Origin of the sequence: Zymobacter sp. IVIA_12111.31 C1, assembly GCF_047495495.1 — a bacterium.
Taxonomy (GTDB): Bacteria; Pseudomonadota; Gammaproteobacteria; order Pseudomonadales; family Halomonadaceae; genus Zymobacter.
The window spans coordinates 2756013-2782034 of sequence record NZ_CP179930.1; the positions used below are offsets into that span (position 1 = coordinate 2756013).

The 26022-nt window shown below is 57.6% G+C and carries 29 protein-coding genes; 12 read left to right on the top strand and 17 right to left on the bottom strand.

The features are described from left to right. Positions 1-7 precede the first annotated feature (7 nt). From nuoF to ACMHYW_RS12285, 5 genes are all read right to left on the bottom strand, one after another. The gene (gene nuoF / locus ACMHYW_RS12265; RefSeq protein ID WP_414500161.1) at positions 8-1369 is read right to left on the bottom strand and encodes an NADH-quinone oxidoreductase subunit NuoF; all 1362 of its coding nucleotides are present in this window, start codon (positions 1367-1369) and stop codon (positions 8-10) included. Further along, a complete protein-coding gene (gene nuoE, locus ACMHYW_RS12270; protein WP_414500162.1) occupies positions 1366-1899 on the bottom strand; it encodes an NADH-quinone oxidoreductase subunit NuoE in 534 nt (177 codons plus the stop codon). Before nuoE ends, nuoF begins: the two co-directional genes overlap by 4 nt. 2 nt (positions 1900-1901) lie before the next feature. Then, positions 1902-3656: an NADH-quinone oxidoreductase subunit C/D gene (gene nuoC, locus ACMHYW_RS12275; RefSeq protein WP_414501512.1), complete on the bottom strand. Its 1755-nt coding sequence runs from the start codon at positions 3654-3656 to the stop codon at positions 1902-1904. Positions 3657-3726: 70 nt separating this feature from the next. Continuing rightward, a complete protein-coding gene (locus ACMHYW_RS12280; RefSeq protein WP_027705201.1) occupies positions 3727-4401 on the bottom strand; it encodes an NADH-quinone oxidoreductase subunit B in 675 nt (224 codons plus the stop codon). 77 nt (positions 4402-4478) lie between these two features. After that, positions 4479-4931 (bottom strand): NADH-quinone oxidoreductase subunit A, encoded by a 453-nt coding sequence (locus tag ACMHYW_RS12285; protein WP_051523833.1) that lies wholly within the window; start codon positions 4929-4931, stop codon positions 4479-4481. Between the two features lie 349 nt (positions 4932-5280). On the opposite strand from ACMHYW_RS12285, the gene dtd reads away from it, so the two are divergent. Further along, a complete protein-coding gene (gene dtd / locus ACMHYW_RS12290) occupies positions 5281-5718 on the top strand; it encodes a D-aminoacyl-tRNA deacylase (protein WP_414500163.1) in 438 nt (145 codons plus the stop codon). 3 nt (positions 5719-5721) lie between these two features. Here dtd and ACMHYW_RS12295 read toward each other — a convergent pair whose 3' ends face one another. The 3 genes from ACMHYW_RS12295 to ACMHYW_RS12305 form a co-directional block, all read right to left on the bottom strand. Further along, the gene (locus ACMHYW_RS12295; protein WP_414500164.1) at positions 5722-6951 is read right to left on the bottom strand and encodes an AAA family ATPase; all 1230 of its coding nucleotides are present in this window, start codon (positions 6949-6951) and stop codon (positions 5722-5724) included. A gap of 68 nt (positions 6952-7019) precedes the next feature. Further along, complete coding sequence (locus tag ACMHYW_RS12300) at positions 7020-7430, bottom strand: ASCH domain-containing protein (protein ID WP_414500165.1); 411 nt, start codon at positions 7428-7430, stop codon at positions 7020-7022. A gap of 64 nt (positions 7431-7494) precedes the next feature. After that, entirely contained in the window at positions 7495-8208 is a 714-nt protein-coding gene (locus ACMHYW_RS12305) for an RNA ligase family protein (RefSeq protein ID WP_414500166.1), read from the bottom strand. Between the two features lie 530 nt (positions 8209-8738). Between ACMHYW_RS12305 and ACMHYW_RS12310 the strand changes: the two genes are divergently transcribed. Together ACMHYW_RS12310 and ACMHYW_RS12315 are read left to right on the top strand one after the other, a co-directional pair. Further along, on the top strand, positions 8739-9050 hold the full coding sequence (locus tag ACMHYW_RS12310; protein ID WP_414500167.1) for a TRL-like family protein: 312 nt from the start codon (positions 8739-8741) through the stop codon (positions 9048-9050). Between the two features lie 113 nt (positions 9051-9163). Next, positions 9164-9751, top strand: a complete 588-nt coding sequence (locus ACMHYW_RS12315; RefSeq protein WP_414500168.1) for a chorismate mutase — start codon at positions 9164-9166, stop codon at positions 9749-9751. A 265-nt stretch (positions 9752-10016) separates the two neighbouring features. On the opposite strand, the gene ACMHYW_RS12320 is transcribed toward ACMHYW_RS12315, so the two are convergent. Then, the gene (locus ACMHYW_RS12320; RefSeq protein ID WP_414500169.1) at positions 10017-10394 is read right to left on the bottom strand and encodes an Ltp family lipoprotein; all 378 of its coding nucleotides are present in this window, start codon (positions 10392-10394) and stop codon (positions 10017-10019) included. Between the two features lie 560 nt (positions 10395-10954). Here ACMHYW_RS12320 and ACMHYW_RS12325 point away from each other — a divergent pair. Next, complete coding sequence (locus ACMHYW_RS12325; protein ID WP_414500170.1) at positions 10955-11596, top strand: hypothetical protein; 642 nt, start codon at positions 10955-10957, stop codon at positions 11594-11596. A 7-nt stretch (positions 11597-11603) separates the two neighbouring features. Next, positions 11604-11921, top strand: a complete 318-nt coding sequence (locus ACMHYW_RS12330; RefSeq protein ID WP_414500171.1) for a hypothetical protein — start codon at positions 11604-11606, stop codon at positions 11919-11921. A 372-nt stretch (positions 11922-12293) separates the two neighbouring features. Here ACMHYW_RS12330 and ACMHYW_RS12335 read toward each other — a convergent pair whose 3' ends face one another. The 4 genes from ACMHYW_RS12335 to ACMHYW_RS12350 form a co-directional block, all read right to left on the bottom strand. Then, positions 12294-13064 (bottom strand): amino acid ABC transporter ATP-binding protein, encoded by a 771-nt coding sequence (locus ACMHYW_RS12335; RefSeq protein WP_414500172.1) that lies wholly within the window; start codon positions 13062-13064, stop codon positions 12294-12296. Between the two features lie 36 nt (positions 13065-13100). Further along, positions 13101-14237 (bottom strand): amino acid ABC transporter permease, encoded by a 1137-nt coding sequence (locus ACMHYW_RS12340; RefSeq protein WP_414500173.1) that lies wholly within the window; start codon positions 14235-14237, stop codon positions 13101-13103. A gap of 3 nt (positions 14238-14240) precedes the next feature. Next, positions 14241-15431 (bottom strand): amino acid ABC transporter permease, encoded by a 1191-nt coding sequence (locus ACMHYW_RS12345; RefSeq protein WP_414500174.1) that lies wholly within the window; start codon positions 15429-15431, stop codon positions 14241-14243. A gap of 188 nt (positions 15432-15619) precedes the next feature. Next, positions 15620-16648, bottom strand: coding sequence for an amino acid ABC transporter substrate-binding protein (locus ACMHYW_RS12350; RefSeq protein WP_414500175.1), 1029 nt, complete (start codon positions 16646-16648; stop codon positions 15620-15622). Positions 16649-17178: 530 nt separating this feature from the next. On the opposite strand from ACMHYW_RS12350, the gene ACMHYW_RS12355 reads away from it, so the two are divergent. Both ACMHYW_RS12355 and ACMHYW_RS12360 read left to right on the top strand, forming a co-directional pair. Beyond that, complete coding sequence (locus tag ACMHYW_RS12355; RefSeq protein ID WP_414500176.1) at positions 17179-17958, top strand: ferredoxin--NADP reductase; 780 nt, start codon at positions 17179-17181, stop codon at positions 17956-17958. A 191-nt stretch (positions 17959-18149) separates the two neighbouring features. Then, on the top strand, positions 18150-18455 hold the full coding sequence (locus ACMHYW_RS12360) for a hypothetical protein (protein WP_145984529.1): 306 nt from the start codon (positions 18150-18152) through the stop codon (positions 18453-18455). 64 nt (positions 18456-18519) lie between these two features. Here ACMHYW_RS12360 and ACMHYW_RS12365 read toward each other — a convergent pair whose 3' ends face one another. Then, positions 18520-19500 (bottom strand): zinc-dependent alcohol dehydrogenase family protein, encoded by a 981-nt coding sequence (locus ACMHYW_RS12365; RefSeq protein WP_414500177.1) that lies wholly within the window; start codon positions 19498-19500, stop codon positions 18520-18522. 249 nt (positions 19501-19749) lie between these two features. Between ACMHYW_RS12365 and ACMHYW_RS12370 the strand changes: the two genes are divergently transcribed. The 3 genes from ACMHYW_RS12370 to ACMHYW_RS12380 all read left to right on the top strand — a co-directional run bounded on the left by ACMHYW_RS12370 (position 19750) and on the right by ACMHYW_RS12380 (position 21627). Next, positions 19750-20424, top strand: coding sequence for an energy-coupling factor ABC transporter ATP-binding protein (locus ACMHYW_RS12370; RefSeq protein ID WP_414500178.1), 675 nt, complete (start codon positions 19750-19752; stop codon positions 20422-20424). Then, positions 20421-21011, top strand: coding sequence for an energy-coupling factor transporter transmembrane component T family protein (locus ACMHYW_RS12375; protein ID WP_414500179.1), 591 nt, complete (start codon positions 20421-20423; stop codon positions 21009-21011). The genes ACMHYW_RS12370 and ACMHYW_RS12375 overlap by 4 nt, the downstream gene beginning before the upstream one ends. Before the next feature lie 79 nt (positions 21012-21090). Further along, positions 21091-21627, top strand: a complete 537-nt coding sequence (locus tag ACMHYW_RS12380; RefSeq protein WP_414500180.1) for a biotin transporter BioY — start codon at positions 21091-21093, stop codon at positions 21625-21627. A gap of 77 nt (positions 21628-21704) precedes the next feature. Here the strand turns inward: ACMHYW_RS12380 and ACMHYW_RS12385 are convergent, their stop codons facing one another. Beyond that, on the bottom strand, positions 21705-22313 hold the full coding sequence (locus ACMHYW_RS12385) for a trimeric intracellular cation channel family protein (protein WP_027705182.1): 609 nt from the start codon (positions 22311-22313) through the stop codon (positions 21705-21707). A gap of 119 nt (positions 22314-22432) precedes the next feature. Then, on the bottom strand, positions 22433-22771 hold the full coding sequence (gene glnK, locus ACMHYW_RS12390; RefSeq protein WP_027705181.1) for a P-II family nitrogen regulator: 339 nt from the start codon (positions 22769-22771) through the stop codon (positions 22433-22435). 369 nt (positions 22772-23140) lie between these two features. Here glnK and ACMHYW_RS12395 point away from each other — a divergent pair, with 369 nt between their 5' ends. Together ACMHYW_RS12395 and ACMHYW_RS12400 are read left to right on the top strand one after the other, a co-directional pair. Continuing rightward, positions 23141-23443, top strand: coding sequence for an accessory factor UbiK family protein (locus ACMHYW_RS12395; protein ID WP_414500181.1), 303 nt, complete (start codon positions 23141-23143; stop codon positions 23441-23443). Positions 23444-23590: 147 nt separating this feature from the next. Continuing rightward, positions 23591-25099 carry a YifB family Mg chelatase-like AAA ATPase gene (locus ACMHYW_RS12400; protein WP_414500182.1) on the top strand — a complete coding sequence of 503 codons (1509 nt, stop codon included), beginning with the start codon at positions 23591-23593 and terminating at the stop codon, positions 25097-25099. Positions 25100-25210: 111 nt separating this feature from the next. On the opposite strand, the gene ACMHYW_RS12405 is transcribed toward ACMHYW_RS12400, so the two are convergent. Continuing rightward, positions 25211-25990: an SDR family oxidoreductase gene (locus tag ACMHYW_RS12405; protein ID WP_414500183.1), complete on the bottom strand. Its 780-nt coding sequence runs from the start codon at positions 25988-25990 to the stop codon at positions 25211-25213. Positions 25991-26022: the final 32 nt, after the last annotated feature.

A 26022-nucleotide genomic window follows, 5' to 3' on the forward strand; every position in this document is an offset into this window, starting at 1 on the left:
CGCTACCTCAGCCCGCATCGCCTACTGCTGCTGTCGCAGCATGCTCCGGCTGTGCTATGCCGGCTTCGAATTCTTCGCGGAAGTACTTGATGGCACTCCCCAGCGGTTCGATCGCCCCTGGCGCGTGCGCGCAGAAGGTTTTGCCGGGGCCGAGCTTGCGGGTCAGTTCCAGCAGCGTCTCGATATCGCCCGGCTGCCCGTCACCCGCTTCTAACGCCTTCAGAAGCTTCACGCTCCACGGCAGGCCGTCGCGACACGGCGTGCACCAGCCGCAGGACTCACGAGCGAAGAACTGTTCCATATTGCGCAGCAGCGACACCATGTTGATGCTGTCGTCGACCGCCAGCGCCAGCCCGGTCCCCATACGCGTACCGACCTTCGCGATACCGTTAGAGCACATCTGAGCATCCAGATGCTCGGGCAGCAGGAACCCCGTGCCCGCACCACCAGGCTGCCACGCTTTAAGCGTGCAGCCACTGCGCATGCCACCCGCATAGTCTTCCAGAATCTCGCGCACGGTGATGCCCAGCGGCAGTTCCCATACGCCCGGCTGATTCACCTTGCCCGCGAAGCCCATCATCTTGGTGCCGTGGTCCTCGGAGCCGGGACGGCACAGGCCGTGATACCAGTCAACGCCGTTGGCAATAATCGACGCCACGCTGCTGAGGGTTTCGACGTTATTGATGACCGTCGGCTTACCCCAGGCACCGGCCTGCCCCGGAAACGGCGGCTTGGCGCGCGGGTTGGCGCGCTTGCCTTCGAGCGAGTTGATCAGCGCGGTTTCTTCACCGCAGATATAGCGCCCAGCCCCAGTGTGCACGTGGATATCGAAATCGAAGCCGGAACCCAGAATGTTTTCACCGAGCAGTCCCGCTTCACGGGCCTCAGCCACAGCACGCTTGAGGTTGCGTGCTGCATCAACGTACTCGCCACGCAGGAACACGAAGCCACGGAACGAATGGTTGGCATAACCGGCAATGATCATGCCTTCAAGCAGCTGATGAGGCTGCTGCTCCATCAACAGGCGGTCTTTGTAGGTGTTCGGCTCCATTTCATCAGCGTTGCAGAGCAAATAGCCGCGCGGAATACCGTCACCCTTAGCGGTCAGGCTCCACTTGGTGCCTGCCGAGAAGCCCGCACCGCCGCGCCCTTTCAGTCCCGCGTCCTTGACCTCTTCGCAGACCTCTTCAGGCGTCATTTCGGTCAGTGCCCGCTTGGCGGCCTGATAGCCGTCCTTGCGGCGATACTCCTCTAGCCACACCGGTGCGCCGTCATCGTTGAGGCGCCACGTCAGCGGATGCGTCTCGCGGGCACGCGGCGAGCGGTTGGCCGTCCCGAAGGACGCGAGCGGTCGTGTTCGCTGTGTCATTCGTAAGCCTCCAACACGCGCATCAGATCGTTAGCCTCGACCTGACCGTAGGTATCCTCGTCCACCATGAAGGCAGGCCCTTTATCGCAGTTGCCCAGACAGCAGACCGGAATCAGTGTGAAGCGGCGGTCGGGCGTGGTCTGCCCCGGCACGATGCCCAGCTCGCGCTTAATCACATCGAGGAAGGTCTCGTGGCCGTTGATGTAACAGGTCATGCTGTCGCACAGCCGGATCACATGGCGGCCGACCGGCTGACGGAAGATCTGGCTGTAGAACGTGGCGACCCCTTCCACATCACTGCCGGGAATACCCAGCAGCTCAGCGATGGGCAGGATCGCTTCATCGGGCACCCAACCGCGGTGCTTCTGTACGATCTTCAGCGCCTCGATGGAGGCCGCGCGCGGGTTCTCGTAATGAGAAATCTCTTCGAGGATGGCATCGCGCTCTTCGTCGCTCAGCACCAGACGCGGTCGGTCGGACGAGATCAGACGAGGGGCCGATGAACGAGAGGCTTCCATTGATGTCTCCATGATTAGCGGTCCACGTCAGCCATGACGAAGTCGATACTGGCCACGTGCGCGATCAGGTCGGGCACGAAACCACCCCGCATCAGCACAGGAATATGCTGAAGGTGCGGATAGCTCGGTGTACGGATGCGCGTGCGATAACTGGTCGTGCCGCCATCGGCGGTCAGATAGTAGCTGTTGAGGCCTTTGGTCGCTTCGATCATCTGGAACGACTCGTTGGGCTTCAACACCGGCCCCCATGACACCTGCAGAAAGTGGGTGATCAGGGTTTCGATATGCTCTTTCATCTTTTCGCGCGGTGGCGGCGTGGTCAGCGGGTGGTCGGCTTTAAAGTCGCCAGCCGGCATATGCTTTACACACTGCTCAATAATGCGCAGGCTCTGGCGCATCTCTTCGATACGCACCATCCCACGGTCAAACACGTCGCCGTTATGGCCCAGCGGCACTTCGAAATCGAAATGCTCATAGCCGGAATACGGACGATCGCGGCGGGCATCGAAGTCGAAGCCGGTCGCACGCAGGTTCGGGCCGGTGATGCCCCATTCCAGCGCTTCGGTCGAATCGTATTCGGCCACGTGCACGGTACGGTCGCGTACGATGGCGTTATCCATCATCGCGCGCTGGTACTCATTAAGACGCTTCGGCATCCATTTGAGGAAGCCGTTCATCAGACGATCCCAGCCTTTTGGCAGATCGTGTGCCACCCCACCGATACGGAACCATGCGGGGTGCATCCTGAAACCGGTAATAGCTTCGATGACCTCGTAGGCCTTCTGACGATCGGTAAAGGTGAGGAAGACCGGCGTCATCGCCCCAAGGTCCTGCAGATAGGTACCGAGGAACAGCAGATGGCTGTTGATGCGGAACAGCTCGGTCATCATCACGCGAATGGTCGCAGCGCGATCGGTCGTTACGATGCCAGCCAGCTTTTCGACGGCCAGAACGTACGGCAGGTTGTTGACTACCCCACCGGTGTAATCAATGCGGTCGGTATAGGGAATGTAGCTGTGCCACGACTGGCGCTCGCCCATCTTCTCGGCACCACGGTGGTGATAGCCGATGTCGGGCACGCAGTCGACGACCTCTTCACCGTCCAGCTGCAGCACGATGCGGAACGCCCCGTGCGCGGACGGGTGGTTCGGCCCGAAGTTGAGGAACATGAAGTCCTGATCGCCATTGCCACGCTTCATGCCCCACTCTTCCGGCACGAAGCGCAATGCTTCCTGCGCTTTGTCCTGCGATTCCATCGTCAGGGTATAGGGGTCGAATTCGGTCGCGCGCGCCGGGTAGTCCTTGCGCAGCGGGTGTCCTTGCCAGTTCGGCGGCATCAGGATGCGCGTCAGATGAGGATGGCCGTCAAATCGGATACCGAACATGTCGAACACTTCACGTTCGTACCAATTAGCGCTCGGCCATACTGACGTGATCGACGGCAGGCGCATGTCCTGCTCGGACAGTGCGACCTTCAGCATCAGGTCGCGCCCGCGTGAGAACGACACCAACTGATAGAAAATGGTGAAGTCGGAATCCGGCAGGCCCTGACGATGGCTGCGCAACCGCTCGTCCACAGCGTGCAGGTCGTACAGCATATCGAACGCCTGTTCGCCGCTGCGCAGGAACTGCATCACCTCGACAAGCAGTTCGCGTGCCACCCACAGCACGGGCATGCCCGTCAGCGTATTCTGAAAGAGAAGACGTTGCTCGCCGAAGCGCTGGTAGAGCGCCTGAACGATAGGGTCCCGATCCAGCCCTTCCGGCATTGCCGGGCCTCGCGACGTGGTGAAGACGTTTTCAGCGGTCATGGATTCCAAGCCTTGTTCCAGGAGGGGCTCACACTTCGTCGGGCGAGCGCAGTTCAGTCACCTTGATGCGCTCATCGCGACGCTTTTCCTTCTGCGACGGCATTTCGGCCTTGTAAATGCCCTGGTCGCCCACTACCCACGACAGCGGGCGCCGCTCGGCCTGCACCGAATCCTGCAGCAGTTGCAGCCCTTGCAAGAACGCCTCAGGACGTGGCGGACAACCCGGAATGTACACATCAACGGGCAGGAACTTGTCGACCCCTTGCACTACCGAATAGATGTCGTACATACCGCCAGAGTTGGCGCACGATCCCATCGAGATCACCCACTTCGGCTCCAGCATCTGGTCGTACAGTTCTTGGATGATCGGTGCCATCTTGATGAAGCAGGTACCGGCGATGACCATGAAGTCCGCCTGACGCGGCGAGGCACGCAGCACCTCGGCCCCGAAGCGGGCCACATCGTGGGGAGCGGTGAAAGCGGTGGTCATTTCGACATAGCAGCAGGACAGGCCGAAATTGTAAGGCCACAGCGAATGCTTGCGCCCCCAGTTGACGGCATTGTTCAGCACATCCTCGACCTTGCCCATGAAGATGCTGCGTCCCGCCTGCTCCAGCGGATCATCGACCATGCCCTGCTGGCCAACGGGATAGCGTTCGTCGAGCGGAGTATCAGGGTCGATGCGGGTCAGCTTGTATGGCATGGAAAACGCCTCGAATACGTGAGAGTTCGGTCAACCAGCGCTCAGCGCCAGCACGGCAGTACCTCTAGACGAGCGTCCTAATCGCGCGTGGCGACCCGGCGCTTGCGCCGATGCTGCCGCCATGCGGGTGCCCATTCGAGCACGCCCATGCGGACGTCATAGACGAGACCGGCCAACAGAATGAAGATAAACAAGGCAGCGCCGATAAGCCCAGGCCAGCCTACCTCGCGTAGCGAGACAGACCACCCATACAGATAGAGGGCTTCGACATCGAAGATCACGAACAGCATCGCGACCAGATAGAATTTGGCATCGAAACGGATGCGAGCGGAACCGGTGCTGACGATACCGGATTCAAAAGGGGTGTTCTTGCTATGGCCCCAGGCACGCCCACCCAGAACGCTGGCGGCACCGACCATAAAGAGCAAGAGAGCTACCGTTACCAGCACGAACGCGGCTACAGCCCAGTTCTGAGTCATGATGACACTCTCCGTTGTGTTACAGCTCGATCCCTCGATGGCACGAGTCATGTTGCTGATAGGCAAGGGGCATGTCGGCGTACGAGAGCATGTCGCGGATGACATGATGCCAGCACATTCCTGTTACGGGGGATAACCATCCCCAAATGCGACAATGCACCCCACCTGATATCCAGAGCATGAGCACAGTCACCGGATAATTCAATCTGGCGTAAGCCATCATGAAAAAGGAACATCTCGCACGATAACGGCATGTTTGATGCAACACGAATCCGCTCAATAAAGGGTGCATGGAGCATGCCAGACTGCGCCCCGCTTTCCCCTTGCATTCTGTGAGAGTATAGCGTGTCGATTGCGGCCCGACACCATCACAGTCCATTGACCTAACAGGAGCTTCTTTATGAAAGCGCTTCTTCAACGCGTCTCACGCGCCAGCGTTACCGTCGCCGACCAGCGCATCGCCCAGATTGATGCCGGCTTGCTGGTGCTGATCGGGGTAGAAAGGGAAGACGAAGCCACCACCATCGACAAGATGCTGCACCGCCTGACGCGCTATCGCGTGTTCAGCGATGAAAACGGCCGCATGAACGTCAACCTACTCGACCACGGCGGCGATCTGCTGCTGGTATCGCAGTTCACCCTCGTCGCCGACACCAGCCGAGGCCTGCGCCCCGGATTTTCGCAGGGCGCCACCCCCGAGCACGGCAAGGCGATTTTCGAACGACTGGTGGAGAAAGCGCGGACGCTCGGCCCACGCGTCGAAACAGGCGAATTTGGTGCCGACATGCAGGTGGAACTGGTTAACGACGGCCCCGTGACGTTCATGCTAGAAGCGTGATGCCTAGCGGCGTAGCGATGCCACCACTTCTTCAGCACTCCAGAACGCGTAGCGGGTCAGATCGAGGCGTTCGAAGCTCTCGAACTGGCGCGCAATCACTTCATCGGGCACGCGATCTCGCCCTGTGCGCTGGCGATTGCGGCGCATGGCATCCCCCGGCGAGGTCATGACCGGCACTACGCCCAGCGGTACGTTATAAGCCGCCGCCACTCGCTCAATGTTGTTGCGGTAGTCCTGACGAACGTTGCAGGCGTCGTAGATGACGCTGCGGCCTTGTCCCAGCGCTTGCTTCAGCGCCTGAATAGCCTGTCGCCACGCATCGCTGCGCGCCTTCACATCATCACGCGTACGAAAGTCATCGGGAGCGATGATGACGGCATCCAGTGCTTCGGCCAGCGACCGCGCCTGCGTGCTCTTGCCACTTCCCGCCAGCCCGCACATCATGACGACCCGCTGCGCGGTGGGAGCGTGAAAACAGGCCACACCCTGTGCTGGATCAAGAAACGTGCCACGAATCAGGGCATGGCGTGTCAGCAGCTGAGTATCAACCGCACTGTCGTTCCCCATGGCCTTCTGCAACCTACGATCAAGATCGGAGGGACGCTCATAGCATTCGTGCTCTTCGCAGAACAGTCTGAACATCTCCAGTCGCTCGAGTGCGCCCGCCTTATCAGCCGCAATGCGCCCTCGGATATCTGCCAGTTCGAGCAGGTACAGCAGCTTGCCCGGAATGTGCCGCGTGACATAGGCCAGCAGCCACGGGTTGAACGACTCCGCCAATCGCGCGGGATGATGATGGAACGCAACCAGGCTCAGCACAGCGTCGCGCCATGCAATGGGCAGTGACGTGTCGTCCCACAGCAGTTGCAGGTACTGCGCCCCTTCGCCGGCATGGCGCGGCGAAACGATCAGTGTGCGCCCTGTCTTGGCGTCTTCGCGCGGGCGCGTGCACCACGTCTTGCCCACATCGTGCAACAGACTGGCCAGCAGCAGCACATGACGCTCGTCATCCGGCAACGTTGCCGCCAGCACTCGTGCTTCGGCAAAAACCATCTTCAAGTGGTTGTAGACGCTACCCTCGCCGTGCCACTCCGGCTGCTGCGGCGTTTCTACCGCCAGCGCCAGACGCGGCACCTGCTCGCATAGCCAGGCAAAGTTTTCCTCGAAGGAGGCACTGTCCAACCGATGCGCGATGACTTCGGTGGCAGTCTGAATGGATTTCCCCACAATCATGATCTCTCGTTATAGATGTTATGTCGGCGGCACAGGCAAAGGATGCCGTGCTTTATAGAGGAGGGTGGTCAGTGTGACGCTATGATGTCTATGCACTCGAATTCTTCAAACAACAGCAGCATCTGCGCCGAAAAGCAGCCTTCCCGCTCGAAGAAGGCCCGATGCTCACGCTGCCAGTGGACAAGCGTGCGATCGCCCTCGCCTTCCTTGTAAGCCAGCTCGACCGACACTTCATCGAAAGGTACCGTGCGCAGTGCCGTCGTGCGTGTAACGCAAACAGGGCGCCCCTGACCATCCAAAATGATGTTGAAGCCCCCTACGACAGGTCGCTCTTCGTCAGGCAGGCCGTCCAGCGCACAGCAACTTGCCGTCTTGCAGCCCTCAATGACCAGCGCTGCCAGTTCATCGGCCATGGTCGGCGAATCCCCAAACGCCCACACCATCGCCCGTGGGTACTGCCTCAACAGAGCGTCGATCATCGTAGCGGCCTCATTTCAGAATAAGGACGGGCAGTGGTATACGCCCGCACCCAAGATTTCACCCTCACGACATCCATGCCGGACGCATAGCCGCCCCTGCCCGCAGCGCATTAGGAGCCGTATGCTTCAGCCAGTGTTCGACCTGATCCCCTTTATTCGGCTGAAGGTGATCCTTGATGACGAACTTGGCCGTACTCTGCGCAAAGTCCTCGCGGTGTACGCGACGCGTCAGCGATACTACGTAGCCTTCCATGCGATCGGCGTCCGAAACCTCACCACGCGTGTGGCGCTCATTATGCTGCGTGATGCTCCGTGCCAGCTGACGAAGTACCTTTTCGTCGAAAACACCACGGTACAGTACGCGAGGCAGTGGAACATCCAGTACCTGCGCCCACTCATTCAGTTCATCGAACGACAGCCGGTAACCCTGATCGTCCCAAATAGCGAACAGATAAAAGAACCCTTCCAGGTGCTGATAGTGGATGCTGTGACGCCAGCCCACGTTCTCGCCATTGAACACATAGCCCGCCGGAATGTCCGGTGCCAATGTGGCCTGCAATCGCTGACACCAGCTGCGTGTGAAATTGCCGGGACTGTCGATGGAACGCGCATGCATGCCATCGCTGTACAGCGAGGTATTCTCCCCATCCATCTTTTCCGTCACGACCACGTCCTGACCTTCGAAGGCCGCCAGCGTGTCGATTAGCTTGTCGTCACCGTGCACGCATTCGCTCCACGGCAAATGAAAGGTGCGCGGGTATTTATAGCGAGGCTGCACAAAGCACCTCCCCTGTTCTTATGGTGTCTTTCATGACGTCATCCCTGCCATTAGGCATATTTAAGAAGCTGCGCGCGAGGTTCCATCGCGGTAATAAGACCGGTCTGCACGTTATTCGCATGATATTTTCAATAAGTACATACTGCCAACGGCTAATAATAATTATTAAGGCTTCATTTGCAGGGCAATATCATACCGTAAAGAGGAATGGCCTCCACATGGGATTATGGAAATAAGCACAACGGTATGGATAAGGTTACTTACAGGCAAAGCACAGCCTTCTCATGCGGCAAGTACCGTGTAGCAAGGCGTTGCGGGGAAAGGCCATATAGCAAAATGATCGTTATTTTCCAGCGTGTTCCATGAATGTGTCATGGCAGGCCGCAGGATACGGGCTATATTTCAGAAGCAACGCACAAGTGCTATGCCTACCTTTTTCGTATGTTTCTTGCCGAATGTGGTAAGGCATTGTATCTTGCAATAGCAACTCACATCGCGGTTCTACTAACACGATATAAGGAACATAAAACATGTTCAAGAAAGGGATGATTGCAGCGGCTGTACTGGTTTCTCTGTCTGGTTGTGCAGGCGGCCTGTCTCCGGTAGGTACTGGTCTGGTCACAGACGTTAAGGGTCCGATCACTGTAACGACTCTGCCGACTGGCGCCAAAAACGGTACTGCATGTGCCAAAACTATCCTGGGTCTGGTTAACCAGGGTGATGCTTCTATCGCTCAGGCTAAAAAAGCGGGTGGCATCTCTACAGTTTCTTCTGTGGACTACCACACCGAAGGTTTCTACCCGTTCTTCGGTACGACTTGCGTCACTGTCAACGGTCAGTAATCGCACCTAGTCGTTCATCAGACGCGGTCTTTCTTGTTTCTTAATGAAACATTAAAGACCGCGTCTGGTCATTCTACTGTGACGTTTGGATCACGCTACAGATGAATATGACCATGACCCTCCGTTCTTCGCTATTGCCCCTCGCTGCCGTACTCTTCGCACTGCCTGCCGCACACGCGTCTAGCCCTTCTTCAGCGGCATCCCAATCCTCCGCGCTTGAACCGCTCATCCAAAGCATCATCGAACGCAATGCCATTGCCGATCAGGTCGCGCTTGGCAAATGGAACGGCCATACCCCTGTCTTCGATCCTGCCAGAGAACAGCAGCTGCTCGAATCCGTCCGCCACAAAGCCCACCGCTATCAGCTACAGCCTGACGATGCGGCTCTTTTCCAGCTCGGCCAGATGGAAGCCAACCGCCTGATCCAGTACCAACTGCTGGACCGTTGGCACCGCGAAGGCAAGGTACCGCCGACACAACGCATCTCGCTGAATGAGCTGAGACACCAACTCGACACCCTGCAAGACAACCAACTTGAAGCCCTCGCCAGAATCGAACCGCTGCGACATCAAAACGACTGTGCCGAAACGGTCAGCCGAACCGCACAGCGCATGGCCCGCCAATCCACACTGGACAACGAGCACCGCATAGCGCTGACAAGAAGCCTCGGCGATATCTGCCAGATACCGACAGGCGAGTAGCCTGGACAGATAACCCGCACATAGAAAAAGCGAGAAAGGTAATACCTTTCTCGCTTCACATTGACGTTACCGGAAGCTCAATGATCTAGGCGATGACGACTCTGCAACCGAATATGAAAAGCCCCACAACGATGCCGACGCATTACACGAGAGGCTCTAAAAGGAGGAGCAAGTTGCTAATTGAGCCTACCCTGACCAGGATGACGTTGGCCGTCAGACAACGTCGGCTGATGGAGTGTAACCATCGTTTGAACCATACCGTTTTTTAGCAGCCACCAGCCCGTTTTGCTCCGTAGGTTGCTTGCTCAACGGTGTATTGCTCTCCAGCACTTGAGGAAAGTTGTTCAATGAGGCCTTTGCACGAGAAGCCCATTGTACTGAGATACTCCTTCGCAGATTTCGCCGCCTGCTGATTCCAATCAATGTCTAAGCTGTCCACTGCCACAGTAGCGTCAGAGATATCGTAACCTTCCCCCGCATCTGATGAGAGTTGATCAATAAGTCCGTCCCGCGAGAAGCTCATCGTACTGAGATACTCCTTCGCGGATCTAACGGCATTCTTTTGAGGCCCAGTCATACCCCCAGCCCATGCGGGCGCTGCAATAAACAAAGCAGCAGTCAGTACTATCTTCAAAAAGTTCATTGACATTCCTACACTAGAGTTTTTTAAGCATCGGTGTCGAGCAACGGATTGCGTGGGCGATGCTTTGTCATTTCTGCGCCCAAAACCTTTAACGGACCGTTAGAACGTTCAATATATTATTTACGGCCAATAGTTTGTGATCAATACCTTTTTTCACAATACAACACCTATCGGCTCCTAGCCTTTTAATTACCTTGTAAGGCTTCCTAAACTCGCCTGTACACTTCGATTTGATTCAAACATACCTTACCTACTCCCCACACGAAAAAACGCGGTGAGAAGCCAGGTATAAGCAAGCAAGAAAAAAGCGCAACATTGATCCTACTCGAAACGGGGCTGTCCCGCCGTTTTTTAGAAAGAAACGCTTATATCAGGAGGAATACAACTCCTATGGACTTCTGTCTTTATCATGGTAATAACTATAAAACTCACGATTAGGCCCAAAACTGCAGAGCCGACCAAGAACGAGACCTTCCGGTCGCGTTTTTGTATCCCTACCATCTCCACAATCGCGTGGTAAAATCATGGTATATCAATGAATAAAATGGAAAAGGGATACCATGTCCGAGTTTTGCCCAAGCAATACCGCATCAAGCAGTCCCAACTGGACAGTTTTCGATGCCACTATGTGGAAGGTATTTCCTGAATCTTGGGGGGAAGGACGACAGCGCCTTCGCGACTACAAAGACGCTTTCGTTATACATAACAGGCAAGCTATCAAAGCGGCAGCAGCACGATACAACCTGCCTCCAGAGCTTGTCGCTGGCACATGCTGGGCAGAAGCTGGTGGCATGCCTGACTTCATTGATGGCACAGCGTTCAGGGTCAGAGCATTCGAAAACAATTACATGTTCGGATGGCTTTCACCTCCCGAGAAAACCTCCTTCGGCTGGGTCAGCGTACAGCTGCGCACTGCGGCTAGAACCCTTGGACTAGATCCATCGACAATGAGCCAAGATCAGTTCTGGGAGCTTTCCCAATGCCTAGAAAGAGATTCCTACAATATTGATCTAGCGGCTCGGCATTTGAGGCAACTTGCAGATCATGACGGCTACCAAACCGTTGGGCTGGAAGAAGTGCGCGTGATCGGGGCACGTTATAACCGTGGTATGGACATCTCTATGCAAGCGGTGATGAGAGATACCAGCTACGGCGACAACATCATCAAAAAATGGCAACACTTAAATCAACTGATCCAGTAGCCCGCACATGCAAATACTCAAAACCTTTAGAATACTGACCTACACCCTGCTACAAGCGATTTATGCCTGCAGCGTGTTTCTCATGACTGTGTTCATGTGCTTTCTGGGTCGTAGTTATGACTGGGTTTTAGAAGAAGACTCTACGGCCGTGCCCATACACGATGCTTCGGGTGATGATCGCCTTTTGATAGGGGCGATATTTTTGGCTGCAGCACTTATCTGCCAATTCATTGCCGCATTCCTAATCCGGCGCAAAGGAAAGCATATAGCGGCCTTGCTGAGCGGAGGAGCCATCGTGATCTACCTGATCACAATGGTGTTATGAAAACTGACCAAGAACGCGACCAAAAGGTCGCGTTTTTTGTTGGCCCGATGTCAGGGACTGACACCCAGCATCGCTGATCAAGACAAGCACTGAGCAGAGCGAATAAAGCTTAGGAGCAATGTTGGGCGTAGGCCTACAGTGCACATCTTGCCAACCAAAGGTCACGGATTCTCACGGAGTATTGATAAAAGTCATGGATTGGCCTCAAGAATCCGCAAGATAGAGTGGGACGAAAGCATCCAAACGGTTAGAACCAAACTGCCGCCCCTCCACGTCAATCTAATCAGGCATCAGTTTCAAGGCGGCTCGCCTGACTCTCCGCTATCACTAAAATCCCCGCGCGGGGCCGGAGACACATATTCACATCACTCGCTAGTGTCCGACAATCTGCTCCAAGAACGTCTTGGCACGCGCTGAGCGTGGGTTACCGAAGAACTCTTCCGGCGGCGCTTCTTCGACGATCTGCCCTTCATCCATAAAGATGACACGGTCAGCCACAGTACGCGCAAAGCCCATTTCGTGGGTAACGCACAGCATGGTCATGCCCTCTTCCGCCAGTTCGATCATGACGTCCAGCACTTCCTTGACCATTTCGGGGTCAAGTGCGGAGGTCGGTTCGTCAAACAACATAACGTCGGGATGCATGCACAGTGAGCGCGCAATGGCGACACGCTGCTGCTGGCCGCCGGACATCTGGCCGGGGTACTTGTTAGCCTGATGGGCAATCTTGACGCGTTCGAGGTAGCGCATCGCGATGTCTTCCGCTTCACGGCGCGATTTCTTCTGCACCCACATCGGTGCTAGGCAGCAGTTTTCAAGCACGGTCAGGTGCGGGAAAAGATTGAAATGCTGGAACACCATCCCTACACGATGGCGAATCTGTTCGATGCACTTCACGTCGCGGGTCATGGTGATTCCATCGACCGTGATCCGTCCCATCTGGTGCTCTTCCAAATGGTTGATGCAGCGAATCATGGTCGACTTACCCGAGCCAGACGGCCCGCAGATGACGATACGTTCACCTTTCTCAACGGTCAGGTCGATATCGCGCAGCACGTGGAAATCCCCGTACCACTTGTTAAGACGCTCGATCTCGATGATGGGGGCGGTCGTTTCCTGACGAATGGCAGTGGCAGTAGTCATGACATCAACTCCTTGGTAATGCGGACGTCCGCGCAATCAGCGGCGCCCCGTATCGACGCGCCGTTCGAGCCAGAGGCTGTAGCGCGACATCGAGAAACAGAAGATCCAATAGATCAAGGCGGCAAAGGCATACCCTTCAGCGGCATAGCCCATCCATGCTGAATCGGTCAGCCCGGCCTTGATGACGCCGAGAAAATCGAATAGCCCGATGATCGTGACCAGAGAGGTGTCTTTGAACAGCTGGATGGCAGTACTGACCAGCCCCGGAATTACCAGCTTCAGCGCCTGCGGCAGCACGATCAGCGCGTTACGCTTCCAGTAGCCCAGACACAGCGCCTTACCCGCCTCAACCTGCCCATTGGGCACGGCCTGTAATCCAGCACGCACGACTTCCGCAAAGTAGGCGCTCCAGAACATCACGATCCCGATCAGCGCCCGCAGCAGTTTGTCGCCTTCGGCACTGCCGTGCGGCATAAACAGCGGGAAGATAGTGGAGGCCGTAAACAGCACGGTGATCATGGGAATACCGCGCCACAGCTCGATGAAGACCACGCAGAAACCGTGGACCAACGGCATCTTCGACTGACGTCCCAGCGCCAACAGTACCCCTAACGGGATGGCGAACAGCATGCCGATCGTGGCAACCGTCAGCGTCAGCATCAGACCGCCCCACTGGCGAGTCAGTACGGATTCCAGTCCGAACACGCCACCGCGTAGCAGGATCAGGTTGATGATCGGCATGCCGATCAAGGCGAACGGCAGCACCAGCAAGCGCTTCGGCATCCGCGGTACCAGAATCCACACCACGCTGAGCAGCCAGATAGCGAAGGCCACTGCAACGCGCCAGCGCTCCGCTTCTGGGTAGAAGCCATAGACCAGTTGCCCAATACGTGAGGTCACGAAAGGCCAACAGGCACCGCCTGCCGTACAGGCAGCGCTGCTGTCACCCAGCCAGCTGGCGTTGAGAAGCGCCCAGCTGAAGACGGCCCAGACGCTGCGCACCACCAGGTACAGCAGCACCAACGTGATCACGCTGTTGATCGGTGAGGAAAACAGCCGCGTACGCAACCATTTGCCCACGCCGGTTTCCGCAGCGGGTGCCGGACGCGGTGCAATCGGCTCGTCGCGTACGATATGCGTGTCGGTAACGGAGTTTTCTATAGTGCGGGTCATCGCTCAACGCTCCTTCAAAGCCATACGCGCGTTGATCAGGTTCATCAACAGCGATACCAACAGACTCAGTGCCAAGTAGACCGCCATCGTGGTCGCCATGATCTCAAGTGCCTGCCCGGTCTGGTTGAGGGTCGTGATGCCGTAGACGGCGAACAGGTCGGGATAGCCGATAGCGATCCCAAGCGATGAGTTCTTGATCACGTTGAGGTACTGGCTGGCCAGCTGCGGAATGATGACGCGCATGGCCTGCGGCAGCACGATCTTGCGCATGGTCAGTCCGCCCGGCAGACACAGCGACGTTGCCGCTTCACGCTGGCCGTTGGGAACAGATGCCAGCCCAGAGCGCACGGCTTCCGCTACAAACGCCGCGGCATACAGCGTCAGTGTCAACCACAGCACCACTAGCTCGGGAATTAGATGAATCCCACCGCGAGAACTGAACGCGGTCAGTTTTGGCAGGCTCAGTGACGCATGAATGCCCGAACAGAAGAAGGTCACCAGCGGCGGCAGCACGATCAAGGCCAGCGTCAACCAGCGCACCGGCCAGCCGTCTTTACCTCGACGTACGCGATACTGGTTGATGTTGCGCATCACCAGCATGGCGACCAGCCCAAGTGCCAGCGCCAGCCACAGCGGCCAAGTGCTGGAAGAGAACTCGACCCACGGCAGCACCAGTCCTTTCTTATTAAGGAAGGCGACACCCCACAGCGAGTAGCTCTTCTTGAACTCCGGCAGAACGCTCATCATCAGCGCCGACCAGAACAGCAGCTGCAACAGCATCGGGATATTACGGAAGATCTCGATATAAACAGTCGCACAGCGTGACAGCAGCCAGTTGGAGGACAGGCGCGCCATCCCGACCAGTAGCCCGAGCAGCGTACAGGTCACGATGGACAGCCCCGCCACCAGCAGCGTATTCAGCAGGCCGACCGTGAACGCATCGGCATAGGTGCTGTTGACACTGTAGTCGACCAGTGTCTGAGAGATACCGAACCCTGAGCGCTGGCTCAGGTAGTTGAACCCCGTCGTGACCCCTTGAGCCGCGAGGTTCGACAGGGTGTTGTTCGCCAGTAGAATGACGAGCACGACGGCCACCAGCAGCATCACTGCCTGGAGGACGAACGCCCGAACACGAGGGTCTCGCCAAAGCGGACCGTGCTCGCGCGGAGGAATGGTCGTAGAAGGTCGCAGCATGGCGTTCACTTTCCTTTCATTCAACGACAGGGTGTCGATCACCGCTGCCGACTCGGCACATCACGCCCCCCCCCTGATACGGCAATCATCACTCGCCGCCACAGGGTACCTACGGAAGCTGCCCCGAGCGCCGGGGCAGCGTTGTTAGTACAGAAGCCCTCAGGCTCTAGCCGGCCTGAAGAAAGGCCTTAACGCACGGGCGGTGCATACTGGAAGCCACCGGCGTTCCACAGTGCGTTTTTGCCACGTGCCAGTTTGAGAGGAGAGTGTTCACCGACGGTACGGTCGAAGATTTCGCCGTAGTTACCAACGTTCTTCACGATATTGTGTGCCCAGTCGTTGGACAGCCCCAGCTGCTTGCCGAAGTCACCGTCTTTGCCAAGCAGACGCGCCATATCGGGCGATTTAGGCGCCGCCGTCAGCGCATCAACGTTCTTGCTGGTGATGCCCATTTCTTCAGCATTCAGCATGGCATACAGCGCCCAGCTGACGACCTTGCCCCATGCTTCGTCGCCACGGCGTACCATCGGGGCCAGCGGTTCCTTGGAAATCATTTCCGGCAAAATTACACCGCTATTAGGATCTTTGAGCTGACTGCGCAGCGCGGCCAGCTGAGAACTGTCAATGCTGATCGAGTCGCAACGGCTGCCTTCGAAGGCGGCCAGCAGCTGCGCCGGGCTTTCGAACGTCACCGCCTGATAGTGAAGGTTATGGCTGGCGAAAAAGTCAGCCATGTTCATTTCGCTGGTACTGCCGGACTGCGTACAGACCGTCGCGCCATCCAGCTCTTTGGGCGATGTGACACCGGCATCCTTGTGCACAAGGAACCCCTGACCGTCGTAGAACAGTACGCCGCCCGGGAAACTCAGGCCCATGCTGTTGTCGCGCGATGCCGACCACGTCGTGTTGCGGCTCAGCATGTCCACTTCACCCGACTGCAGAGCCGTGAAGCGTTCGCTGTTCGGCAGCGGTACGAAGGTTACCTTTTCAGGGTTGCCGAACACGGCGGTGGCAACGGCACGGCACATTTCAGTATCTATACCCTGCCAGCGACCTTTAGCATCGGGGGCCGAGAAGCCCGCCAGCCCATCGCTAACGCCACAGCGCAGCTCGCCGCGTTTCTTCACGTTTTCCAGCGTGCCGGCATGGCTGAACTGTGTTGCCAGCATGCCCGCCATTGCGATACCCATTGCGGTCAGAACAGTACGTGTACGCATTGCAGATACCCCCACTTATCCATAACAAGAGACATCGACCCGCTGCGGCACAAAGCATGCGCTCAAAGAAGGTGCGACTTCGTTATCTTCCCGTATGCAATAACCGTTCCAACCTTAAAAATTCCTTTCATTTCATATTACTAAGCATGATGACGACCTACCGCTCGCCACGAATGGCGGTCATCATGGCATCTCTATCACGTCCTGCTCCCACCACACTCACCGTTTGGACGCATGATCTGCACGCCGGGCTCACGAATGGCACCACAATGGAGCAACGAACAGTCAATGCCCGCCAATACAGAAGGTTGCGCCCATGACAGGACGCACCAAAAGGGATAGTCACACTAAAAACAAGGTATTGAATGAGCGCCCGACACCGTGCCGACAATTCCTTGCATTACACTCAATTTGCTCACTCGCCAGCACTGATCGGTTATAATCCTGTCAATATTCCCGACCCTTCCTCTCGCAGTGAAGGTCCACCGCATAGACCGAGCGCGCCCCTGACGGCGCAGGAGCCAAGGCAAGTGAGCAGCAAGTTTTCGACCGAGAAAGTGCTGAGCGTTCACCACTGGAACGACACCCTCTTCAGCTTTACCGCCACGCGTGATCGCAGTCTGCGCTTCAAGAGCGGCCAGTTCGTCATGATCGGCCTGGAAGTGGATGGCAAGCCGCTGGTGCGCGCGTATTCGATTGCCAGCCCCCACTACGCAGACGAGCTCGAATTCTTCTCGATCAAGGTGCAAAATGGCCCGCTGACGTCGCGCCTCCAGCACCTCAAAGTGGGCGATGACGTTCTGATCAGCCGCAAGCCGACCGGCACGCTGGTGCTGGACGACCTGCGCCCTGGTCGCTACCTCTACCTACTGTCTACCGGCACGGGACTGGCACCGTTCATTAGCCTGATTCAGGACCCGGAAACCTATGAACGCTTCGAGAAAGTGATTCTGGTGCACGGTGTCCGCGAAGTCAGCGAGCTGGCCTACAAGGACTTCATCGAAAAGGAACTGCCTGAGCACGAGTATCTGGGCGAAGATGTCCGCGACAAGCTGATTTACTACCCGACGGTGACGCGTGAAGAGTTCCACACCATGGGACGTCTGACCGATCACATTCGCTCGGGCAAACTGTTCGAAGACATCGGCCTGCCGAAGATTGACCCCGAACACGACCGCGCAATGATCTGCGGCAGCCCGGCGATGCTGGCGGAAACGTCAGAAGTACTGAATGAATGCGGCTTGAAGATTTCACCGCGCATGGGTGAACAGGGCGACTACGTCATAGAACGTGCGTTCGTCAGCCAGTAATCCGTAAGAGATTGCATAGTGCGCAAAAGGCAGCCCATGAGGGCTGCCTTTCATGTATATGAAGGTGCGTATATTTATTCGCTTCACAGCAAGGAGCCTGCGAAAGCGTGGCAGGTTTTGCTCAAGAACTGGCCTGAATGTCCGATCAACCGTAGAAGAGTCATTTCCTTCAATGATCTATGGGCCACACCATGAAAACGAATGCGCTTTGTAAAGGGCTGGCACTGACGGCGTTACTGTCCATGGCACCGCTGGCGCAGGCCGCCGAAAACTGGTTCCTTCCTCAGGGCTCTCTGGCCTGCCTGACGCCAGAAAGCTTCGAAGTGCAGCGCAAGCTGGTCACGCAGAACAAGCATGAGATCGCCGAAGACTGCGGAACGACCAAGGAACGCTTTATCGTCAACATTCTCCAATACAGCTTCTTCAGTGGCAGCCATGTGAAGGTGCTTGAGAACGGCGTCGAACTGTGGGTATTCAGCTCCACACTTGATAAGTGATCATAACGATAAGCGATGCCGACCACGCAACCGCACGGCGGACACGCACGGCTACAGCACTGCACTAATTAAACAGCAGGATCCTCTTCTTCAAAGACTCGCCACTGGCCATGTGCAAAAGCTGCTGAGGCAGCGTCTCGAACGCGCATTCGTGCCAGTGGTCGGTACGTGCAATGCCCTGACTGACCCACGCCATGACACGTTCGAACACCTCACGACGCGCCACGGGCGACGCACTGTGCAACCACCGACGCATGTGAAAGTCGATATAACGCACGTCCTGTCGCTGCTGCCAGAACGGCAGCGGCAGTGCCTGCCCTGACAGCAGCCCATAGTGCATGTAAAGCCCGCCCTGTTTCAGACCCGCCTTCCAGCAGATGCCCTCGTTTCCCCCTACGCAGTCCAGCACGATGTCCATGTCTCGCAGATACGCCTGACGCTGGCACTCGTAGTCGTCATCTTCTTCGATCAGATGATGTGCGACTTGTAGGCCTTCATACGCTGGCTGCAGTGACGCCGCTCGGCGCGTACTGATCAGCGGTGCGACACCAATATGATTGGCCATCCGGATCAGAATACGTCCGATCGCCGAACCGGCCCCGCTGATGAAGAGCCGCATGCCCGGCACCAGCCGCCCTTCGACGAACAGCATCAGCCATGCGGTGACGGGGTTCACGAAACTGGTGGCGGCTTCGATGTCGCTGAGATAATCCCGAACGGGCATGCACCACTCGCCCGCAACGGTCTTGAATGACTGCCACATGCCAGCGCTGCCGACAGGAAGCACGCGCTCGCCGAGGGCAAGGTGCCGTACATTAGAGCCGACCGCCTCCACGTACCCCACCCCTTCAAACCCGGGCAGGAAAGGCAGGGGAATACGCATACGGTACTGACCGGCAATGGTGACCAGATCGGAAGGATTGATGGGAGAGGCCAGCATGCGCACACGCACTTCGTGCGACTGGAGGTCAGGCGGGACGTAAGGTTCGAGCGTGACCACATCCTGTGGTGGGCCAAAACGATGTACAATAGCGCGCTGCGGCATGGCATAAACGTTCGCTGAGAAAAAGGCCAGCATACCGACCGGCAGCGACACTGCCCATCGCTTTGTATGTCGGCATTCCCAAAGAAACGATCAAACCAACACGGCTGTCGTATCGAATCACTCGGGCTTTTTGGATACCCTGTGCCGACGCCGCCCAGCGCTCTTCCCTTCACCCACTCTTCGCCGCGCTACCTTCAACAGTACGGGCTTTCAGTGTGGCCCATTTTCCACGATGACAGGATGCTAGGCATGATTCGCTTCGACAATGTCCATTATCACTATCGAAATCACCCGGTCATCAACGGTCTGTCGCTTGAACTGACGGAGCGCAGGATTGGCATCGTGGGCAGCAATGGGTCAGGCAAAAGCACGCTGTCACGCCTATTGAACGGGCTGCTTGTGCCCACGGAAGGCCGCATCACAGTCGACGAACTGGACACGCGCACGCAGGCACGGCTGGTACGGCGCCGAGTCGGGCTGGTGTTCCAGAACCCCGACAGCCAGATCGTACTGCCGACCGTAGCGGAAGATCTGGCCTTTGGCCTGCGCCACCAGAAGGTGCCCAAGGCGCGCATTGACGAGCTGATTGATGAAGTGCTGACCCGGCATGATCTACAAGCCTTTCGCGATACCCCTATTCATCATTTGAGCGGTGGTCAGAAACAGCTGGTGGCCCTATCAGGCATTCTAGTGATGTCACCACAGTGGCTGGTGCTTGATGAGCCAACGACGCTGCTCGACCTGCGCAATCGCCGCCGCATCACTGAGGTGATCGACCAGCTGGAACAGCGCGCGATTGTTGTTTCGCATGATTTGGAACTGATGCAGCATATGGAGCGCGTGATTGTGCTTGATCAGGGCAAAGTGGCCATCGACGCGCCACCGGGTATCGCGCTGCCGTTCTATACCGAGCAGATGGCATGACAGGGTTGTACAGCGCAGGCCACAGCCTGATCCACCGCCTTCCCGCCGGGCTGAAACTGTTCCTGCTGTGTGCCGCAGGTATTGGACTCTTCCATTTGAGCGACTGGCGCCCGATGCTGGCCGTACTGGCAGGCATCACGCTGCTATACCCGCTGGCACACCTGCCCTTATCGGTGCTGGTACGCCAACTGCGGGCACTGGCATGGCTGCTTGTGCTGCTGACCGCATTCCAATGGTGGGCACAGGGTTGGCAGACGGCCGTCACCTCTTCCGCACGCCTCGCTGCCTTGCTAGTACTGGCGAACCTGATCACACTGACGACGCGCACGACCGCCACCATCGACGCCCTGACACGCGTCTTGTCTGGCCTGCGCTTCATCGGCGTGAACCCCGAAAGGATCAGCCTGACGATTTCGCTGGCACTGCGCTTTCTGCCGGTCATCATTGAGGTCACACATGAAGTGCGGGCCGCCCAAAAAGCACGCGGACTCGAGTTCAGTCTGCTGGCAACAGCCATCCCCGTGATCGTTCGCACGTTGAAGATGGCGGACGATATCGCCGACGCCATCGACGCTCGCCAGGGCTGAACCTGCTTCGCACCATCGCTTCTTGAGGCCCTGCTTTCAACCCAAGCCTTCTGCATCCACTACGACGGAAATCAACGATATGACGACACGCGACCTCGTCTACATTGCACTGTTTGCGGCCATCAGCGCCGCCACCGCCATCTTTCCACCGATCGCTCTGCCGTTTGGCGTACCCATCGTCGTGCAGTCGATCGCTCCCCTGCTGGCCGGTAGCATTATCGGCGCTTGGCGCGGCGCGCTGTCGATCGTGCTGTTCATCGCATTGGTCGCGATAGGGCTGCCACTGCTATCCGGCGGACGCGGCGGGATAGCACAGTTGCTTGCCCCGGCAGGTGGGTTTGTCTTCTCATGGATCATCGTCGCGGCCGTCGTCGGTTGGCTGATCCAGCGCCGCCACGGCAATGCTGGTCTGGTCTACCGCATCGCCAGCAATCTGTTCGGGGCGCTCGTCATCAGTTATCCGATTGGCATTGTCTGGCTGTCCTACAGCACGGGAATGACGCTACAAGCGGCCGCCTTCGCGGCATGCGCCTTCATTGGAGGCGATATCATCAAGGTAATCGTAGCGTCAGTGGTCAGCCGCGCCGTACAGCGCGCCTATCCCATCATCATCTGATGGGGTGACGCCAAAAGCGATGTGATCGACATTCACCGCATGCCTCGCAGGATACCAATAGAGACATGCGGTTCGTCTCAGCTGGCGGAAAAGGTGGGCATGCGCCAGTTATAGCGCAGGGCAAGACCACGCAGCAGGAAGCCCGTAATCATGGCCAAGCTAACCGCGCTCATCTGCGGCATTTGAAGGGTCTCAAAGCAATAGAGGTAGACACAGGCCACGGCCGCCGACACGCTAGCGTACAGTTCCTGCTGGAACAGCAGCGGCACGACGTTACACATCACATCGCGGATCACGCCTCCCGCACAACCGGTCACCATCCCCGCAATCACGCATACCGCCATTGATTGATGCAGCTCGTAGGCCACGTTGCAGCCCCCTACCGTGAACACCACCAGCCCCATCGCATCCAGCGCTAGAAACAGGTGACGCAACTTCTGCATGCGCGCCGCCATCGCCGCCCCGATCAGGGCGAATACGGTCGTCAGCAGCAATAACCATGGGTCTTTCACCCATGTCAGGGGATGATGATTGAGGAGAACATCACGCAACGTACCGCCACCTAGGCCGGCAACGGCACCGATCACGGCAACTCCGAACCAGTCCATGCGATAGCGGTTGGCAATCAATGCGGCCGTCGTCGCCTCGGCGCTAACGGCAATGATATTGAGCGTGTCGAGCAGCATGGTGGTGTCCGGTTCTGGCAGCAAGGGAAGCGTCAGCAGAAAAGGTAAACGGCCGGAACACCGAAAGGCAAGATGGCACCCCGCCTCACATCGATACAAGGTGCCCGCCAAGAAGGCGCTTACACAGCGTCGGGGCCAGTTTCGCCCGTACGGATACGGATAACCTGCTCCAACGGCGACACGAAGATCTTGCCATCGCCGATCTTGCCCGTGTTGGCGACGGACGTGATGGCATCGACAACCTGATCGACCATGTTGTCGTCAACGGCCGCTTCCAGCTTAACCTTCGGCAGGAAATCGACGACATATTCTGCACCGCGGTACAGCTCGGTGTGGCCCTTCTGACGACCGAAGCCCTTGACTTCTGTCACGGTAATACCTTGAACGCCGATGTCCGACAGTGCTTCGCGTACATCGTCGAGCTTGAACGGTTTGATGATCGCAGATACCAATTTCATGATAGAAAACCTCGGTGCAGATGTTGTCTGTTGTTGGAAGAGCGGCCTGTACGTCGTCATGCAGGGCTAGGAGTTGTCGGTCCCGTGGCATGCGGCAGGGCTGCCGAAGCGGAAGAACAGGCACTGCGTCACTGCAGGTTGGCATAGTTAACTATATGGGCAGGCAGGATACATGCCAATTCCGTTCGGGGGAATGATCGAAAAGCGACATAAGCGCATTGGCTTTTCACGATTCGGAAGTAGCACTTGTGCCCCAGCACGATACACTGTAATCATTCAGGAGACGCATGGACACCGAGCGCGGCACACTTTCCGCCTCATGTGCACATGACGCCTCGCCTTCTCGACATCCCGGATCAGGAGGATGCCATGCCTCGTAACAATGATATCTTCAACCAGTTTTTCGGCCAGTTCAGCGAAAAACTGTCACAGTTCAGTGCCGTTCCCGACAGCGTCAAGCAGAGCATGCACGGTGCCATGCGCAGCGCCTTCGATCGTATGGACCTGGTGTCGCGCGAAGAGTTCGACATCACGCAGAGCGTACTCGAACGCACCCGCAACCGTCTGGAAATGCTGGAGCGCCGCATCGACGTGCTTGAGAAGCAGCTGGATGCACAGCGCAGCAGCGCAGATAACGAACATCCGGGCGAAGAAGCGCTACGCGACGCCTGATCTGCACCACATAAGCGCACACTCATTGTCATGCTCCAAAACGGGGCGTGACAATGGTGCATGCTTTGAGAATGCTCTCCCCCTCTCAACTTCCTGACACCGCTGCCGCCATAGCCTTTGCCACATAGGCATTCAAAGGAGATCACCATGGCGCTGGCGATTCTGCAAAGCCGAGCGGGTGTCGGTCTGACCGCACCACGAGTCTGTGTCGAAGTCCATCTGTCCAATGGGCTGCCGGGGCTCTGCATCGTCGGTCTTCCCGAAACAACCGTAAAGGAAAGCCGCGAGCGTGTACGCAGTGCACTGCTGACGTCAGGCTTCGAATTTCCTGCTCGCCGCATCACTCTCAATCTTGCCCCCGCCGACCTGCCCAAGCAGGGTGGCCGCTTTGACCTACCTATCGCACTGGCTCTGTTGACGGCCTCCGGCCAGTTAGATGCAGAACCACTTTCGCAGATCGAATGTCTGGGAGAGCTGGCGCTTGACGGTCATCTGCGCCCCGTGCGCGGTGTTCTGCCCGCCGCAATGGCCGCCGCGAAAGCGGGCCACACGTTGATCGTGCCCACGGCGAATGCGCGCGAGGCCGCCCTGGCACCCGATCTGACGCTACTGGCCGCTGACCACCTGCGCCAGATCGTCGATCACCTTAATCGTCGCCACCCACTTCCGACCGTTATACCCCAGCCACTGCCCCTTGCCACCACCGAGCTGCCAGACATGGCGGACGTGCATGGGCAACCGCTAGCACGCCGTGCGCTGGAGATCGCCGCCGCGGGCGGCCACCACCTGCTGATGATCGGTCCTCCCGGCGCAGGCAAAACCATGCTGGCAAGCCGCTTGCCGGGCCTATTGCCACCGCTGGACATACATGAAGCACTCGAAGTGGCGGCGCTACGTTCGATCAGTGGGCAGCCACCATTGCAGCAGTGGGGACAACGTCCCTTTCGTGCCCCGCACCACACAACGACGCAGGCCGCGCTGCTGGGCGGTGGCAACCGCGCCGATCCCGGTGAGATATCGCTGGCGCATCAAGGCATCCTGTTTCTGGATGAATTACCCGAGTTCGAGCGGCGCGTGCTAGAGGTACTGCGCGAACCGCTCGAATCGGGTCACGTTGTGGTATCGCGCGTGGCGCACACTCAGCGCTACCCCGCTCGCTGTCAGCTGGTGGCCGCCATGAACCCCTGCCCGTGCGGCCACCATGGCGACTCGCTGCAACGCTGCCGCTGCACGCCGCATCAGATCAGCCGCTATCGCCACCATATCTCAGGTCCACTGCTCGACCGCATCGACCTGCAAATTCAGGTGCCCGCCTTGCCGCTCAGCGCGATGAACACGACATGCACCAACGAACCCTCGGCCACGATAAAGGAACGCGTGATGGCAGCCCGACAGCGTCAGCAGCATCGCGGTGCACTCAACGCTCAACTGGCACCGCGCCTGATCGACGATGCCTGTCGACTTGATACCCATCAGCGCCAGTGGGCCACCGACACCATGACTCGCCTCAAACTGTCCGCACGCGCCTACCACCGCGTACTGCGCGTGGCACGCACGCTGGCCGATCTTGCCGGACAAGATCAGGTGACGCAGGCCCATATCATCGAAGCCATCGGGCTACGTCAGTGGGACAGGCAAACTGCCGCCCACAATTGAACCAGAAGAGATAACCTCCCTCCGATATCAGGCCCGCTGCGCATGCCATGCTGAAGAGATTCTTCAGCACCATAAACGCACCTACATCGCGGCATTCACCACATGGATCACTCATTTCGGCGTAGCTGCTGACCCCGCTAGCAATCCACCATCGATATTGATCTCGGTACCGGTCATATAGGCTGCCTCATCCGAAGCAAGCATCACGGCAACAGCTGCCACTTCTTCCGGCGAACCGAACCGTTTAAGTGGCGTATCGGCGACCAAAGCCTTCATGCGCAACTCGCGCTCAGGGCCGGTGCCCAGCATAGGTTCCCACATGGGAGTCAGAATGGCGGCAGGGTGAATAGAATTGCACCTTATCGTCCAGCCTTGCTGCGCACAGTAGAGGGCCACGCTCTTACTGTGGTTTCGAACAGCCGCTTTGGAAGAGGCATAGGCCGCTGCCAAAGGAATGCCCACCAACCCTGAGCGCGATGAGATATTGATGATCGAGCCGGCACCCGCCTGCTTCATCGCACGAATGGCATAACGGCAACCCAGGAATGTGCCATCAAGGTTCACCTGATGTACGGCATGCCAGTCTTCAAGACGGGCATGTTCGGGATCGTGCGCTACGGCACCACTTTCAAACCCCGTTATACCAGCATTGTTGACGACGACATCGACAACGGGCATCGCTTTTTCCAGATGCTGCCAGTCAGCCTCGCTACGCACGTCCAGCTTTTCAAAACGCGCACCAATTTCCACGGCAGTGCGTGCCCCAAGTGCCTCATCAATGTCCGTCACAATGACCGTGGCCCCTTCATTCTGAAAAGCAGTGGCAATGGCCTTACCTATGCCTTGAGCCGCTCCGGTCACTACGCATATCTTATTGTTTAATCGCGCCATTCTCTTCTCCCTCTCGATTCAGCGGAATAACG